At 64.8% G+C, this 14,924-nt stretch carries 13 protein-coding genes, 1 tRNA gene and 1 pseudogene; 5 read left to right on the top strand and 10 right to left on the bottom strand.

Translation table 11 applies throughout. From position 1 onward, the window contains the following. Positions 1-129 precede the first annotated feature (129 nt). From aldA to WH265_RS16945, 4 genes and pseudogenes are all read right to left on the bottom strand, one after another. A pseudogene (aldA, locus tag WH265_RS16960) lies at positions 130-1,563 on the bottom strand (aldehyde dehydrogenase). Between the two features lie 9 nt (positions 1,564-1,572). Beyond that, positions 1,573-2,373 carry an HpcH/HpaI aldolase family protein gene (locus WH265_RS16955; protein WP_116927021.1) on the bottom strand — a complete coding sequence of 267 codons (801 nt, stop codon included), beginning with the start codon at positions 2,371-2,373 and terminating at the stop codon, positions 1,573-1,575. Positions 2,374-2,419: 46 nt separating this feature from the next. Continuing rightward, on the bottom strand, positions 2,420-3,607 hold the full coding sequence (rhmD, locus tag WH265_RS16950; protein WP_312416280.1) for an L-rhamnonate dehydratase: 1,188 nt from the start codon (positions 3,605-3,607) through the stop codon (positions 2,420-2,422). Between the two features lie 24 nt (positions 3,608-3,631). Then, positions 3,632-4,930: an MFS transporter gene (locus WH265_RS16945; protein WP_339559042.1), complete on the bottom strand. Its 1,299-nt coding sequence runs from the start codon at positions 4,928-4,930 to the stop codon at positions 3,632-3,634. A gap of 272 nt (positions 4,931-5,202) precedes the next feature. On the opposite strand from WH265_RS16945, the gene WH265_RS16940 reads away from it, so the two are divergent. Beyond that, positions 5,203-6,171, top strand: coding sequence for a LysR family transcriptional regulator (locus tag WH265_RS16940; RefSeq protein WP_021025186.1), 969 nt, complete (start codon positions 5,203-5,205; stop codon positions 6,169-6,171). A 57-nt stretch (positions 6,172-6,228) separates the two neighbouring features. Here the strand turns inward: WH265_RS16940 and WH265_RS16935 are convergent, their stop codons facing one another. Further along, positions 6,229-7,122: a dihydrodipicolinate synthase family protein gene (locus tag WH265_RS16935; RefSeq protein WP_339559041.1), complete on the bottom strand. Its 894-nt coding sequence runs from the start codon at positions 7,120-7,122 to the stop codon at positions 6,229-6,231. A 125-nt stretch (positions 7,123-7,247) separates the two neighbouring features. On the opposite strand from WH265_RS16935, the gene pdxR reads away from it, so the two are divergent. After that, positions 7,248-8,726, top strand: a complete 1,479-nt coding sequence (gene pdxR / locus WH265_RS16930) for a MocR-like pyridoxine biosynthesis transcription factor PdxR (RefSeq protein ID WP_339559040.1) — start codon at positions 7,248-7,250, stop codon at positions 8,724-8,726. On the opposite strand, the gene ygiD is transcribed toward pdxR, so the two are convergent. Together ygiD and WH265_RS16920 are read right to left on the bottom strand one after the other, a co-directional pair. Further along, on the bottom strand, positions 8,727-9,614 hold the full coding sequence (gene ygiD, locus WH265_RS16925) for a 4,5-DOPA dioxygenase extradiol (protein WP_021025032.1): 888 nt from the start codon (positions 9,612-9,614) through the stop codon (positions 8,727-8,729). It abuts the gene before it with no gap. A gap of 134 nt (positions 9,615-9,748) precedes the next feature. Then, positions 9,749-10,792, bottom strand: a complete 1,044-nt coding sequence (locus tag WH265_RS16920) for an NAD(P)-dependent alcohol dehydrogenase (protein WP_339559039.1) — start codon at positions 10,790-10,792, stop codon at positions 9,749-9,751. Positions 10,793-11,444: 652 nt separating this feature from the next. Between WH265_RS16920 and WH265_RS16915 the strand changes: the two genes are divergently transcribed. Further along, a complete protein-coding gene (locus WH265_RS16915) occupies positions 11,445-12,242 on the top strand; it encodes a hypothetical protein (protein WP_339559038.1) in 798 nt (265 codons plus the stop codon). Here WH265_RS16915 and WH265_RS16910 read toward each other — a convergent pair. Beyond that, the gene (locus WH265_RS16910; RefSeq protein WP_339559117.1) at positions 12,239-12,721 is read right to left on the bottom strand and encodes a GreA/GreB family elongation factor; all 483 of its coding nucleotides are present in this window, start codon (positions 12,719-12,721) and stop codon (positions 12,239-12,241) included. The genes WH265_RS16915 and WH265_RS16910 overlap by 4 nt on opposite strands. A 127-nt stretch (positions 12,722-12,848) precedes the next feature. On the opposite strand from WH265_RS16910, the gene WH265_RS16905 reads away from it, so the two are divergent. Both WH265_RS16905 and WH265_RS16900 read left to right on the top strand, forming a co-directional pair. Further along, positions 12,849-13,148: an AbrB/MazE/SpoVT family DNA-binding domain-containing protein gene (locus WH265_RS16905; RefSeq protein WP_339559037.1), complete on the top strand. Its 300-nt coding sequence runs from the start codon at positions 12,849-12,851 to the stop codon at positions 13,146-13,148. Continuing rightward, on the top strand, positions 13,142-13,477 hold the full coding sequence (locus WH265_RS16900) for a type II toxin-antitoxin system PemK/MazF family toxin (RefSeq protein WP_021025027.1): 336 nt from the start codon (positions 13,142-13,144) through the stop codon (positions 13,475-13,477). Before WH265_RS16905 ends, WH265_RS16900 begins: the two co-directional genes overlap by 7 nt. A 120-nt stretch (positions 13,478-13,597) precedes the next feature. On the opposite strand, the gene WH265_RS16895 is transcribed toward WH265_RS16900, so the two are convergent. Further along, positions 13,598-13,674: transfer RNA gene (locus WH265_RS16895), tRNA-Ile, on the bottom strand. Between the two features lie 52 nt (positions 13,675-13,726). Next, a complete protein-coding gene (gene hrcA / locus WH265_RS16890) occupies positions 13,727-14,728 on the bottom strand; it encodes a heat-inducible transcriptional repressor HrcA (RefSeq protein WP_260720237.1) in 1,002 nt (333 codons plus the stop codon). Positions 14,729-14,924 lie beyond the last annotated feature (196 nt).

The raw sequence follows: 14,924 nt of genomic DNA, 5'->3' as shown, positions 1-14,924 counted from the left end.
GCCCCCCCCCCCCCCCCCCCCCCCCCCCCCCCACAAAACCAACCCCCCCCCCCCCGTGGCTCCCGGGGGGGGCCCCCCTTCTTTTACGGCGGATAGCGGAGGCTGTTCAACCTCAGGGTGGCTGCTCGATCAGGACTGCAGGTACACCACATGGCTATGGGTGTACTCGTAGAGCCCGTGCTTGCCATCGGCACCGCCCACGCCCGACTTGCGCACGCCGGCATGGAAGCCCTGCATCGCCTCGAAGTTCTCGCGGTTGATTTAGGTCTCGCCAAAATCGATCTCACGCATCGCCTGCATGGCCTTGGACAGATCGCGGGTGTAGAGGGAGGACGTGAGGCCGTACTCGCAGTCATTGGCCAGCGCAATCGCCTCGTCCAGGTCCTCGACCACCTGGATCGGCAGCACAGGGCCAAAGATTTCCTTGCGCATGATCTCCATGTCCGCACGGCAGCCGGCCAGCACGGTGGGCTGGTAGTGAAAGCCGGCACCCAGATCGGCCACCTGGCCGCCAGTGACCAACTGCGCGCCATCGGCCAGCGCACGGCGCACCTTCGCATCGACACTGTCCAGGCCCTTTTGGTTGATCAGCGGGCCCATCTCCACATCGGCCTGCGCGATCGGGTCGCCATAGCGGGTGGCGGCCATCGCCTGGGCGATGCGTGCAGTGAACTCATCGGCCACCTGGCGCTGCACGTAGACGCGCTCGGCACAGTTGCAGACCTGGCCGGTGTTGATGATGCGCGAATCGCGGATGGCCTTGACGGCCAGGTCCAGGTCGGCGTCGGCCAGCACAATGGCGGGCGCCTTGCCACCCAGCTCCAGGTTGAGCTTGGTGATATGCGGCGCAGCGGCGGCAGCAATGCGCTCTCCCGTGCCCACGCTGCCGGTAAAGCTGATCATGTCTACCCCGGCATGGGCCGACAGCGCGCCGCCGGTGCCGCCCTGGCCATAGACCACATTGAACACGCCAGCGGGCAGCTCGCACTGGGCCAGCAACTCGGTAAAGGCATGGCAGTTGATGGGGGTCTCTTCGCTGGGCTTGATGACGATGGTATTGCCCGTCAGCAGCGCCGGCGCCATCTTGCGCGCGATCAGGAAGAAGGGGAAGTTCCAGGGCAGGATGCCGGCCACCACGCCCATCGGCTTGCGCAGCAGAAAGATCTGCTCGTTGGCCCGGTCGCTGCTGATAACTTCGCCCTCGATGCGGCGCGCCCATTCGGCCATGTAGTCCAGGTAGTCGGCCGTGAAGTTCACCTCCACCTCGGCCAGGCCCAGCACCTTGCCTTGCTCCTCGGTGATGGTGCGCGCAATGCGCGCCACGTTCTCGCGCAGGCGGGCGGCAATGCGGCGCAGGAACTGCGCGCGCTCGATCGCCGGGCGGCGTGCCCAGGCATTTTGCGCGCCGCGTGCCGCTGCAATGGCGCGGTCCACCTCGGCTTGGGTTGACAGCGGCGACTGCGCCAGCAGCGCGCCCGTGGCGGGGTTGCGCACCTCGTGCAGCTCGGCGCTGTCCGTGAAAGCGCCAGCAATGTAGTTGCGCAAAACAGGGGTTGTGGGCATGGGTCGTCCTCAGTAGGTGGTAGAGACAATGGCGGGCTGGGTGGGCGCGCGGTAGCGCGCCAGGTTGGCCACAGCGGCCTGGCGCATCAGGCTGATATCGATGGCGACGGCCACAAAGCGGCAGCCCCAGTCGGTGTAGCGGCGCGCATCTTCCTCGCGCGGCGCCAGAATGCCGCAGGCCTTGCCATGGGCCAAGGTGGTCTCGATGGTGCGACGTATGCAGTCCTGCACCTCGGGCTGGCTGGCATCCCCCGCATGGCCCATGCCGGTGGACAGGTCTGCCGGGCCGATAAAGACGGCATCGACACCGTCGACAGCCGCAATTTCGGCGGCGTTTTCCACGCCCAGGCGCGACTCGATCTGCACGATGAGGCAGAGCTGCTCATGCGCAGTGCGGATGTAGTCGGGCACCGCATCCCAGCGCGTGGCGCGGGTGAGGCCCCCGCCCACACCCCGGATGCCATGCGGCGGGTAGCGCATGGCCTGCACCAGCGCGCGGGCCTGCTCGGCCGTCTCGACCATCGGCACCATCAGGGTCTGCACGCCAGCGTCCAGCAACTGCTTGATCAGCACCGCATCGCCATGCACCGCCCGCACCACCGGGTGCGTGGCATAGGGCGCCACGGCCTGCAGCTGCGCCAGCAGCGTCGGCACGGTATTGGGCGCATGCTCGCCATCCACCAGCATCCAGTCGTAGCCGGTGGTGGCGATGATCTCGGCCGCATAGGGCGTGGCAAAACCGGCCCAGATACCGTAGAGCGGCTCGCTGCGGCGCAGCGCGGCCTTGAAGGGGTTCAATGGCAAATCCATAAGCTGTCTCCTGGGTGGGCCGTCAGCGCGGGCCCAGCAATGGTTATCAATGGGTGTAGGGGCGGTGCAGTTCGCAAGCCGGGTTCAGCTCCACGCCAAAACCGGGCTTGTCCAGCGCCGACAGGCGCATGCGGCCTTGCACCGGCACCGGCTCGCCCAGCAGCTGCGGATGGAACATCGGCACGACCTCGTCGGCCTTGGGCGCCATCATCAAAAACTCGGCAAAGGGACTGTTGTGGCGCGTGGCCACAAAGTGGTAGCTGTAGACGCTGGAGCCATGCGGAATCACCAGCGCCTGGTGGGCATCGGCCAGCGCCGATATCTTCAAGAGCTCGGTGATGCCGCCACACCAGCCGACATCGGGCTGGATGATGTCGCAGCAACCCATCTCCAGCAGCTGGCGAAAGCCCCAGCGTGTGGCCTCATGCTCGCCGGTGGTCACCAGCATGCCGGTGGGCACGTTCTTCTTGAGGGCCGCATAGCCCCAGTAGTCATCGGGCGGCAGTGCCTCTTCGATCCACTTGAGGCCATACTCCTTCGCGCCCTGGGCCAGGCGTGTGGCGTAGTTCAGGTCCAGGCTCATCCAGCAGTCCAGCATCAGCCAGAAATCGGGGCCCACCCGCTCGCGCATCGTGGCCAGCTCCTCCAGGTTGCGGCGCAGGCCTTCTTCGCCTTCGGCCGGGCCATGGTGCAGAGGCATCTTGCCGCCGATAAAGCCCATCTTCTGCGCCAGATCGGGGCGCGCGCCGGTGGCGTAGAACTGCAGCTCATCGCGCACCGCGCCGCCCAGCAGCTGGTGCACCGGCTCGCCGCGCACCTTGCCCAGCAAGTCCCAGAGCGCCAGGTCTACCCCGGAGATGGTGTTGATCACGATGCCCTTGCGGCCGTAGTACAGGGTGGACCAGTACATCTGGTCCCAGATGCGCTCGATGTCGGTGACCTTGGCGCCTTCCAGAAAGCGCGCCAGGTGCTTCTCGACGATATAGGCTGCGGGCTCACCGCCAGTGGTGACGGCAAAGCCGACATTGCCTGCGCTGTCCTCGATCTCCACCACCAGGGTGCCCAGCACATTGATGCCAAAGCTGCGGCGGCTCTGGCGGTACTCGGGGTACTTGGCCATGGGCGTGGCGATGTGGTCGTCGATCCAGTGGCCATCGGCCTGGTCGTGGTAGTCGGCACCGCCCCCTTTGAGGGTATAGGCGCGCACTTGCTTGATGGTGGGGATCTGGCTCATGGTGGTGTTTGCTCCTTATGCAATTTAGGCAGCGGCCTGGGGCTGCAGCGCAGCGGGCGCCATGCGGGCCCGGATGCCCAACACCAGCAGCGCTGCCAGTACCGTTGTGCCTGCCAGCAGGTACAGGCCTGCGGCGGGTGAGTGGAAATGGCCCTCGGCCCAGTTCTTGACGATGGGGGCGACAAAGCCGCCCACGGCGCCCAGCGAATTGATCAGCGCAATGCCACCCGCAGCAGCGGCGCCCGCCAGCGTGTTGGCAGGAAAGGTCCAGAACACCGGCTGCACCGCGATAAAACCTGCCGCCGCAAAGCACAGGGCTGCGACACCCAGCAGCGGGCTGGAGAAGCTCACCGATGCGGCCATGCCGATGGCTGCGACGACCAGGGTCATGCTGGCCACGCTGCGGGGCTTTTGGCTGCGCTGGGCAAAGCCGGGCACCCACCAGGCGGCCAGCAGTGCGCAGAGCCAGGGGATGGCCGAGACCAGGCCCACCTGCAGCCCCACCTTGGTGCCCAAGAGGCCCGCCACCTGGCTGGGCAGGTAGAACACCACGCCGTAGACGCTGGCCTGGATCAGCAGATAGACCAGCGCCAGATAGAGTACGCGTGGCTGGCACATGGCAGCGAGCAGGCTGTGCTGGTGGCCACCCTTGGCACGCTCTTCGCTGTCGATGATGTCCTGCACCTGGCGGCGCTCATCGGCGGTCAGCCACTGGGCATCGGCCGGGCGGTTGGTGAGGTAGAAATACGACCAGATACCGACGGCCACAGCCATCAGGCCTTCGACCGCAAACAGCCACTGCCAGCCATGCCAGCCGCCCATGCCATCGAGCTCCAGCAGCAGGCCCGACAAGGGGCTGCCAAAGATAAAGGCCAGCGGCGCGCCGAAGTAGAAAAAGCCCATGGCCTGCGCCCGGTGCGCGGCCGGGAACCAGTAGGTGAGGTACAGGATGACGCCGGGGAAGAAGCCCGCCTCGGCCACGCCCAGCAGGAAGCGCAGCACATAGAAGGTGGTCTCGTTATGGGCAAACATCATCGCGGCCGACACAAGGCCCCAGGTGACCATGATGCGGCACATCCAGATGCGCGCGCCGATGCGGTGCATGATCAGATTGCTGGGCACTTCCAGGAGTGCATAACCGACAAAGAACACACCGGCGCCAAACGCAAAGGCGGCGTCACTGATGCCGGTATCGGCCTGGAAGGCCACCTTGGCAAAGCCCACATTGGCCCGGTCCAGAAAGGCCATGATGTACATCAGCAGCAAGAAGGGCAGCAGGCGCCAGGAGATCTTGGCGAGCAAGGGAGCGGGGAGTTTTTTCACGACAAATCCTTAAAGACAATGCGCGGCCTGCGCGCCTGCCAAATGGCGGGCGCTGCGGGAGCGAGAAAGGAGAAGGCGGCGCTGGCAAGCCAGCGCCGATGGGGCGCGGCTTGCGCTAGCGCCGTCGTGAGGCGGGAGGTCTGAAAAAAGTGTGCGCGATGGCGTTCATGTTTGTCTCCTAAAAGGTCATTCGTTCTTGTGTGGAGCTGAATGTACGCGCATGATTGATGCCTAACAAATCAAATTTCAGTCATATCCGATACCTTTTATTTATGCCAGCAAAACCCGCTTTATCGGCCGCACCACCGCTGCAGCGCAGCCTGCTCAACCGCCTGCGCTACAAGCATCTGCACATGCTGGTGGCGCTGGGGTCGAGCCTGAATCTGCACCGCGCATCGATCAGCCTGGCGATGTCGCAACCGGCTGCCACGCGCATGCTGCGCGAGATCGAAGACATGTTTGGCTGCCAGCTGTTTGAGCGCCTGCCGCGCGGCATGCGCCCCACCGCGCTGGGCCTGCAGCTGGTGCGCTTTGCCGAGGCCTCGCTCAACAGCCTGGACCGCTGCGCCGAGGACCTGGCGGTGCGCCGCCAAGGCGGTTATGGCTACCTGGCGATCGGCACCATCATGGGTGCAGCGCCCGACCTGGTGATGACGGCCGTGGCCCAGATGAAAGCGCAGAGCCCGCAGCTGCGCCTGCGCATCATGGGCGACACCAGCGACCAGGTGCTGCGCCTGCTGGACCAGCGCCGCATTGACCTGGCCATTGCGCGCCGCCGCATTGCCGGCGACAGCGAGGCCTATGACTTTGAAGCGCTGGGCAATGAGCGCCTGCTGGTGGTGGTGCGCAGCGGCCATGTGCTGGCGCGGCGCCGCAAGCTGAGTTGGGAGGAATTGGTGCGCGACTGGCCCTGGATCTTGCAGCCGGCCAGCACGCCGGCGCGTATCGCGCTGGACCAGCTGCTGCAAAGCCTGGAGCTGCCGGTGCCTGCCGATATCACCGAGTGCAGCTCCGTCTACTCGATGCAGCAGCTGGTGCAGTTGACGGACGCGGTGATGCTGCTGTCGGACTCGGCCTTGAAGGACTATCTGCGCATGGGCCTGGTCAAGACCTTGCCGGTGCAGATCGATGTGCCGATGGCCCCGTTTGGCATGCTGACGCGCAAGGACCAGGAGGCCTCGCAAGAGCAGCAGAACTTTATGGATCTGCTGCGCGCGCAGGCCAGGCGCCTGGCGGCTTGAACACTGGCGGCTGGCCTGTCAGCGGCCGGTCGCCGTCGTGATAGCCGCTGGCAGCGCTCAGGCCAGATCCAGCGTTTGCAACAGCGCTGCAAATGCCGCGCGATCCGCCCCCTGCAAGGTGTGCAACGGCAGCGGCAGGCAGGGTGAGCGGGCCAGGCCCATCAGCTCGGCAGCGGTGGCGACCGAGCGCAGGCTGCCACCCTTTTGCTGGAACCAGGACCACAGCGGCGCAAGGCGCTCGGACAGCTCCAGCGCCTGCTCCGCTTGGCCCGCCAGCGCAGCGCGCGTGATCGCCAAGGTGGTCTGGGGCCAAAGGCCACCGATGACCGAATACCAGGCATCGCAACCCGCGACCAGGCCCTTGGCGCCCAAGGCATCGCCACTGACGCCGATGCTGACATGGGCAGGCACGACAGCGCGCAGGCGCTGCACACGCGCCTTGGCCTCGGCCGCATCGGCCGGCACGCCGGGGATTTTGATCGAGGCGATATGGGGCAGCTGCGCAATGCGGCCATGCAGCGCATCGCTGAACTCAAAGCGCGTGGTGCCGGGGTTGTCGTAGACAACAATGGGCACCGACACCGCACGCGAGACAGCCTGGTAGAGGCCATAGACCTCGTCATCGGTCAGTTTTTGGTAGGAGACCGGGGCCAGCAGCAGGCCGCTGGCGCCAGCCTTTTGGGCGTCATCGGCCAGGTCCAGCACATCGCGGCTGCGCAGCGCGCCAATGCCCACGACCACCGGCACGCCCTGGGCCTGCTCCACCGCCAGCGCCGCCACCTGGGCCCGCTCGGCACGCGAGAGATAGGCATAGCTGCCGGTAGAGCCCAGCGCGCCGATGGAATCGACACCGGCCGCCACCAGGCGCTGCACCAGCTGCGCAAATGCCGGCATATCGATGCCGCTCTCATCCATCGGGGTCAGCGGAAACGCACTCAAACCTTTGAACATTCTTTTTTCCAGTCAAAACTGCTGCCGCGCCCGGGCTGGGTTGCGGCCAAGCCCGGATTGTGCGGCTGCCGCTTCTGGTTAAAAATAGCCAGTTTTCAACAAAATCACTGGTCCAGTTGCCCGCCATGCCAGCCCACCCGTCCACCCGTCCCGGCAGCCGCAGCCTGTACCGCGACCTCCGCGCGCGCATCGGTGACGGCAGCTACGCGGCCGGCACCGCCCTGCCCTCGACCCGGGCGCTGGCCGCTGAGCGGGGCCTGTCGCGCGGCACGGTGAGCCTGGTCTATGAGCAACTGGCCTCGGATGGCTTTGTCGATACCCGGCCCGGGGCGGCCCCGCGCGGGGCCGCAGGGGCTGCTGACCGCATCCGCGCCCAGGGCCAAGCGGCAGCTGCCTCCGAGCCCCAGCGCCAGCTGCCCGACAACGATCGCCTGTCCGCCTTTGCCCAGCGCCTGCAGGCCATGCCGCTGCGCCCGCCTGCGCCCGATCCGGCCGGGATGATCGACTTTGTCTACGGGCCGCTGGCGGGCAGCGATTTCCCGACCCTGCACTGGCTCAAGGCCTTGCGCCAGGCCGAAGGCCAGCGCAGCCAGCGGCTGGAATATGCCTCCCCATTGGGAGCGCCCGAGCTGCGCCAGGCGCTGCAAAAGCACCTGCACCAGACCCGGGATATACGCTGCAGCACGGAGCAGATCCTGGTCGTCAACGGCTCGCAGCATGCGCTCGATCTCTGCGCCCGGCTGCTGCTCAACCCGGGCGACCCGGTCGTCGTCGAGAACCCCGGCTACCGCATGGCGCACCAGGTGTTTGCAGCCTATGGCGCGCAGCTGGTCTGCGCCGATGTGGATGACGATGGCCTGCAGACCGCGCAGCTGGCGGCGCTGACCGCAGAGGCATCCGCCAGGCTGGCCTATGTGACGCCAGGCCACCAGTTTCCGCTGGGCGGCTACCTGCCGATTGCCCGCCGCCATGCCCTGCTCGACTGGGCCCGTGCGCAGCGCTGTTGGCTGATCGAGGACGACTACGACAGCGACTACCGCTACACCGTGCGGCCCGAGCCCAGCCTGTGGTCGCTCGACAGCGCGGACTGCGTGATCCATGTCGGTACCTTCTCCAAAACCTTGTCGCCCCAGCTGCGCCTGGGCTATATGGTGCTGCCCCCGGCGCTGGCCGGCCTGTTTGCCCAGGCCAAGCTGCTGACCGACCGCCATAGTGCCACCGGCCCCCAGCGCGCGCTGGCCCAGCTGATCGACGACGGCAGCTACGCCCGCCATGTGCGGCGCATGCGGCGCAAACAGCAGGCGCGCCAGCAGGCCTTGCTGCAGGCGCTGGACAAGCACTTGGGCACGCAAGTGCGCATCCAGGGCGCTGCCAGCGGCCTGCATCTGGCCGTGTGGTTTCCGGCGCTGCCCGCCAGCTGCGAGGCGCAGCTGGTGCAGGCGGCGGCGCAGCGCGGCGTGCGCGTCTACCCGATCAGCCCGCTGTACCTGCAGCAGGCCAGGCATGCGGAGGCCGGCGTGGTGATGGGCTATGCCTTGCTGGATCTGCCCGAGATTGAGCGGGGTGTAGAGCAGCTTGCCCAGGCACTCAGGAGCCTGCGCTGATCAGGCATCCCACTGCAGGCAGCGCATGCTGATGGTGCCCGACTGAAAGCCCTCAAACACCTGGCGCGCCGGGCCACTGCCATGGGCAGCGCCCAGGGCGTAGAGCAAAGGCCAGTAGTGGTCAGGTGTGGGCACGGCCATCCTGGCCGAGGCATGCAGCTGCTGGTAGGCCACCAGGGCCTCGTGGTTGCCCGCCAGCAAGGCCTGCTTGGCTGCTTCATCAAACTGCTGGGCCCAGTCGCGGGCGGCCATCAGCCCCTCGGGTGCGCCGCGCACGGTGGCGCGCAGGTTGTGCACGATATTGCCGCTGCCAATGACCAGCACGCCCTGCTCGCGCAAGGCGGCCAGTTCCTTGCCCACTGCATAGTGGTAAGGGGCAGGCTGGTTGTAGTCGATCGAGACCTGGAACACCGGCACATCGACCTGGGGGTAGAGGTGGTGCAAGACGGTCCAGGTGCCGTGGTCCAGCCCCCACTGGTCCGTCAGCTGCGCCTGGCCACTGCGCACCAGCGCGGCCGCCTTGGCAGCAAGCGCCGGGTGGCCTGCGGCCGGGTACTGCATTGCATGCAGCTCGGCCGGAAAGCCGGAGAAATCATGGATGGTGGCGGGCTTGTCGTTGACCGTCACGCCGGTGCTGCCGCGCGTGAGCCAATGGGCCGACACCACCAGGATGGCGGTGGGCCGGGGCAGGCTAGCGCCCCAGCGTTGCAGGTGCTGGGTAAAGGGGTTGGCGCTGATCGCATTCATCGGGCTGCCATGGCCGATGAACAGCACCGGCATTTTGCGCGGCGGCTGCGGGCTGCGGGCCAGGGCGTGGCCCATCGGCAAAAGAGCGGCCATCACCGCAGACAGACTGCCGGACAGGACCAGGGAGCGACGTGACAACATGGGGCGTGGAGCAAAAAACAAAGGGCCGCTGTCTGAGGCGGCCGAGGGGCACAAGTTCCGCCGCAGCCCCCAAAGAAAAATGCAGTGCTTGCCCAGGGCATGCACTGCATTTGGAGCGTCAGGCACTCAAGGCATCAGATGCTGGCGTTGTCGATCACAAAGCGGTAGGCCACATCGCCGCGCAGCATGCGCTCATAGGCCTCGTTGATGTGCTCGGCCTGGATCAGCTCGATGTCCGCCACAATGCCGTGCTCGGCGCAGAAATCGAGCATCTCCTGCGTCTCGGGGATACCGCCGATCAGCGATCCGGCCAGGCTGCGCCGCTTCATGATCAGTCCAAACACACCGGGCGATGGGTGCGGGGTAGAAGGCGCACCGACCAGGGTCATCGTGCCATCGCGCTTGAGCAGGTTGAAGAACGGGTCCAGGTCATGCGGGGCGGCCACGGTGTTCAAGATAAAGTCCAGGCTCTGGGCATGGGCGGCCATCTCATCGGCATTGCGCGAGACCACCACCTCGGCAGCACCCAGCGCCTTGGCGGCATCGCGTTTGGATTCGGAGGTGGTAAAGGCCACCACATGCGCGCCCATGGCATGCGCCAGCTTGATGCCCATATGGCCCAGGCCGCCAATGCCCACCACCCCGACCTTGTGGCCCGGCCCCACGCGCCAGTGGCGCAGTGGCGAGTAGGTGGTGATGCCGGCGCAGAGCAGCGGCGCCACGGCAGCCAGCTGGGCCGGTGGGTGGCTGACGCGCAGCACATAGCGCTGGTGCACGACGATGCTTTGCGCATAACCACCCAAGGTATGGCCCGGCGCATCGGCCGTGGGCCCGTTGTAGGTGCCCACCATGTGGTTGCAGTAGTTCTCCAGCCCCATGCCGCAGTCCACGCAGTGCTGGCAGCTGTCCACAATGCAGCCCACGCCTACCAGATCCCCGGGCTTGAAATCGCTCACCTCGGAGCCAACTGCCGCCACCTCGCCGACAATCTCATGCCCGGGCACACAGGGGTAGAGCGTGCCCGCCCATTCGGAGCGCACCTGGTGGATGTCCGAGTGGCAGACGCCGCAATAGGCAATGCGGATCTGCACGTCCTGGGCGCCGGGCGTGCGGCGCTCGATGTTCAGGGCTTTCAGGGGTTGGTCACCCGCGTGGGCGCCATAGGCTTTGACGGTCATGATGAAGGTCCTATTCCGTTCGTGGAGGTCAGCGCATGGCGCAGGCTAGGCCACGCCAGCCAGCTGATGCACGGGGTGCAGCCGCCATGCACAGGCATGGGCAGCCATGCCCGCATGAAGGCAGGTTCATCTTACGCCCCTTGTATGGCAGTTCTGCTGGGGGCGGGCGACGGCTTGCGAACCGCTGGCGCTGCCGCCAAACGCTGATCGCCCTTTTCATCAAATGGTTTTATGAGAATAATTCTCATTTGCGAATATCATAGGCCCCAAGGTTCAGCGATTGCCGCCGTTCCTTGTTTCATCGTGGGGCGACCTACTGGGTTTTTACTCCAGTGGTCGTTTTTGCTAGCCAGCGGTTCTCCATGTAGCCAGGCATTTTTTTCACGTTGAAGCGCTCTCGCCGTCTTTGCGACGCGCTCCGCCCAAGTCCTTCCAGCGGACCTTGCCAGGTCTGTGTTCCGGAAACAGGCATAGGCCCTCGCGGCATGGCGATCCTCTCCCCTGTCTTGTTTATTGCTCAGCTGATGCGCTGTCCAGCGCCTCCTTGTGCAGCGCTTTCCTGTTGCCCGGTGCTGCTGACGCCGTCAGGCTATACCCGATGACATAAAAAGTAGGCGAGTGCTAACATCCACTCCAATCATCTGGAGTTGGTATGAGAATATTCATTTCATGGATTACTAAGTCACTGATCGCTGTGGCTGCCGCGCTGGGCTTGCAGGCCGCGCAGGCACAGGGTCTGCTGTTCACGCCAGGCAGCATCAACTTCAGCAACACGGCGGCGGGCAGCGTATCGGCAGCGCAGAGCGTTACGGTGGAGTACCAAGGCCCCACGCCATTCATACTGAATGTCAGCAGCGTCACGCCGCCTGCAAACTCCGCCTTTACAGTCGTGGACAGCAGCTGCGCTGCAGGCCCCTATCCGCAATTCACGCCCTGTACGATCAGCTTTACGTTCACTGCGCCGGCTGCTGCGGGCCCCGTCACAGATGCCTTCCGTTTTGAAGTCGACAATCTTGGCACCCAGTCCATCACCCTGAACGGCTCCTCGGATGGCGCCACGCCCCAGTCCATCACCTTCAGCTCCACCCCGCCCAGTCCTGCCCCTGTGGGAGGCAGCTACGACATTGCAGCCACTGGCGGTGAATCGGGCGAGCCGGTGGTTTTTTCCATCGATCCCTCAGCGGCTGCGATTTGTTCGGTCACGGGCAATACGGTGAGCTTTCTCAGCGTGGGCACCTGTGTGGTCAATGCCAACCAGGCAGGCAATGGCGCCTATTTCGCCGCCTCGCAGCAGCAACAAAGTTTTGCGGTGACAGCCGGCCCGACGGCCAACCCGGGCACACCCACCCCAATCCCCGCACTGGGAGCCTGGGGAGCGGCGCTGCTGTCCAGCTTGGTGGCGGTGGCCATGGTGCTGGTGCAAACGCGGCGCAGGGTTCAGCCAGCTTAACGAACCCACAGCACCTCCAACTGCTGCCTGACCTGCGCCACCTCCAGCGTCAGCTCATCGCCCTCCGCCTTGCCCAGCAGCGCCTGGCCCAAGGGCGCTTGGCTGCTGATGACCTGGATGGACTCAGTGCCAATGACCAGCTTCATGTTGCCCCCTTCAGGGCCGAGAAAGATCTGCTGCTGTTTCTCGTCCGCATCCAGCAGGCAGACCAGCGCGCCCAGCTGTATGCCTCTGCTGGCGCTGTAGGGCTGCGGGCCAAAGAGCCGCCAATGGACCAGCGCCTGGCGGATGGCCTCAGCGCGACGCGCCTGGCCCGTCGCCAGGTAGGCCGCCTCCAGGCCCAAGGTGTCGTACTTGTTCTCGGCAATATTCTCCTCGTGGGTCGCCGCTTCATGCGCCGCACTCACCGCCTGCTCGACCTGCCGCAGGTCATCGGCCAGCCGCTCCAGCACCAGCTGCTGCAGCAAGGATTTATCCACCATGGAAGAAACCTCCCGAACAATTTTGTGGGTGATTATGAACGGCCTTGCTACCTTGGCTAACAACACCACGGATCTTGCACGAGCATTGGCAATGTAATAACATAGTTATAACTTAGGAGTCACTATGCAATTAACCATTCGCGCATTCGGCAACAGCAAAGGAGTCGTGCTGCCAAAAACGCTGCTGGTGCAGGCCGGCCTGGATACCGCACAGGTTGCCGATGTGCAAGTCGTTGACGGATCCATCGTTATCAAGGCCCAGCCTGCTGTGCGCAGCGGTTGGGCAGCAGCGGCTGCGGCGGTCGCACAATCGCAGGATGACCGCCTTGTCATGGGAGAGTTTGGCAACTCAGCAGATGCCGATCTTGTATGGGATGAAGACATCTCCAACCCGCAACAAGCCAACGGACTCGTCGAATGGTGAGCGCAAGCCACCCCATCAAGCGCGGCGAGATTTGGCTGATCAACCTTGATCCCACACAAGGCAAAGAAATCCAAAAGACACGTCCCTGTGTCGTCTTGTCACCCGATGAGATGAACCTCGCCTTGGGTATCGTGACGGTAGCGCCGATGACAACCGGCAGCCATGCTGCCCCTTTTCGCGTTCCGGTGACATTTCAAAGCAGCCAGGGCTTGATCCTCCTGGACCAAATGCGTGCAGTAGACAAGTCACGCCTGGTTGATAAGCGAGGCGACCTGAAAACCCAGGTAACGCAAGCTTGTCTCAAGGTTCTGCGAGAAATGTATTCCTGACATAGCCGCCACGCGGGTGATCTTGGATTGCACCTCGCCCCAACTGCGGATGCCATGCCTATGCCCGCCAATAAAAAAGCCACACAGCATCAAAAATGATAGCTGTGCAGCCAATGAATCTGGTAGGGCGTGAGGGACTTGAACCCGCGACCAAAGGATTATGAGTCCTCTGCTCTAACCAACTGAGCTAACGCCCCGGTACCACCACCTGCCAGAAGCCCTGGCGAGTGAAGCTTTGCATTCTAGCGTCTATTTCGGATGGCTCAGCGCGTTGGATACGAGCTTGGAGGTGATTCCAACGATCTGGATCATCTTCTCGTAGGGCATGCGTTTGGGGCCGATGACGCCCAGGGTGCCAACCACTTTGCCGTTGACCTGGTAGGGGGTGCTGACGACCGACAGCTCCTCGACGGACAGCAGCTGGCTCTCGCCGCCGATGTAGATTTGCACCCCTTCGGCGCGGTTGGAGTTCTCCAGCAGGTGCAGGATCTGGGTCTTTTGCTCGAACAGGTCAAAGGCCCGGCGCAGGTTGGTCATGTCGTTGCTGAAATCGCTGACGGCCAGCAGGTTGCGCTCGCCGGCAATCACCAGCTCATGCGGCGCTTCTTGGGCATCTTCATCCACATTCACGGCCGCCAGCATCAGTGCGGCAATCTCGTCGCGCAGGCTGTCCACTTCCTTGCGCAGAAGCTGGCGCACCTGCTCCATCGCCAAACCGGCGTAATGGGCGTTGAGGTAGTTGGCCGTCTCGATCAGCTGGCTTTGGGAGTAGTCCGACTCGGTGAAGATCACCCGGTTCTGCACATCGCCCTCTGGCGAGACCAGGATCAGCAGGATGCGCTTTTCCGACAGGCGCAAGAACTCGATATGGCGGAACGACGAGCTTTTGCGCGGCGCCTGCACCACGCCTACGTACTGCGACAGCTCCGACAGCACGCCAGCCGCGCTGGTGATGACCTTTTGCGGCTGCTCAGGCGCAATCTCGGCCGACACCACCTGGTCCGGGTCTACGGTCAGCATGGTGTCGACAAACAGGCGGTAGCCCTTGGCCGTGGGGATGCGGCCGGCCGAGGTGTAGGGGCTGGCGATCAGGCCCAGGCCTTCGAGGTCGGCCATCACATTGCGGATCGTGGCGGGCGAAAAGTCCAGCCCCGGCGCCTGCGTGAGCGCGCGGGAGCCCACTGGGTGGCCATCCGCTATATAGCGTTCCACCAAGGTTTTGAGCAGCAGCCGGGCGCGGTCATCGAGCATGGGCGCATTTTATCCGTGTCCTTGGCACCAGCAGGCGCGTTCGGGCCAGAACCAGGGATACCCGGAGCACGCCAGCCAGCAGCCGGACCCCAGAGATGGCTACCACGCACCCGACTTATGGCGCCCATGCAACAATGAAGCCGTAGCTGCCCCGCGTGCCTGCCTGCAGGCGCCAGGGCAGCTCCAGGCCCAGCCC

The organism is Comamonas sp. MYb396 (assembly GCF_037479555.1).
Lineage (GTDB): Bacteria > Pseudomonadota > Gammaproteobacteria > Burkholderiales > Burkholderiaceae_C > Comamonas.
This window is presented reverse-complemented; position numbering and strand designations above follow the sequence as displayed.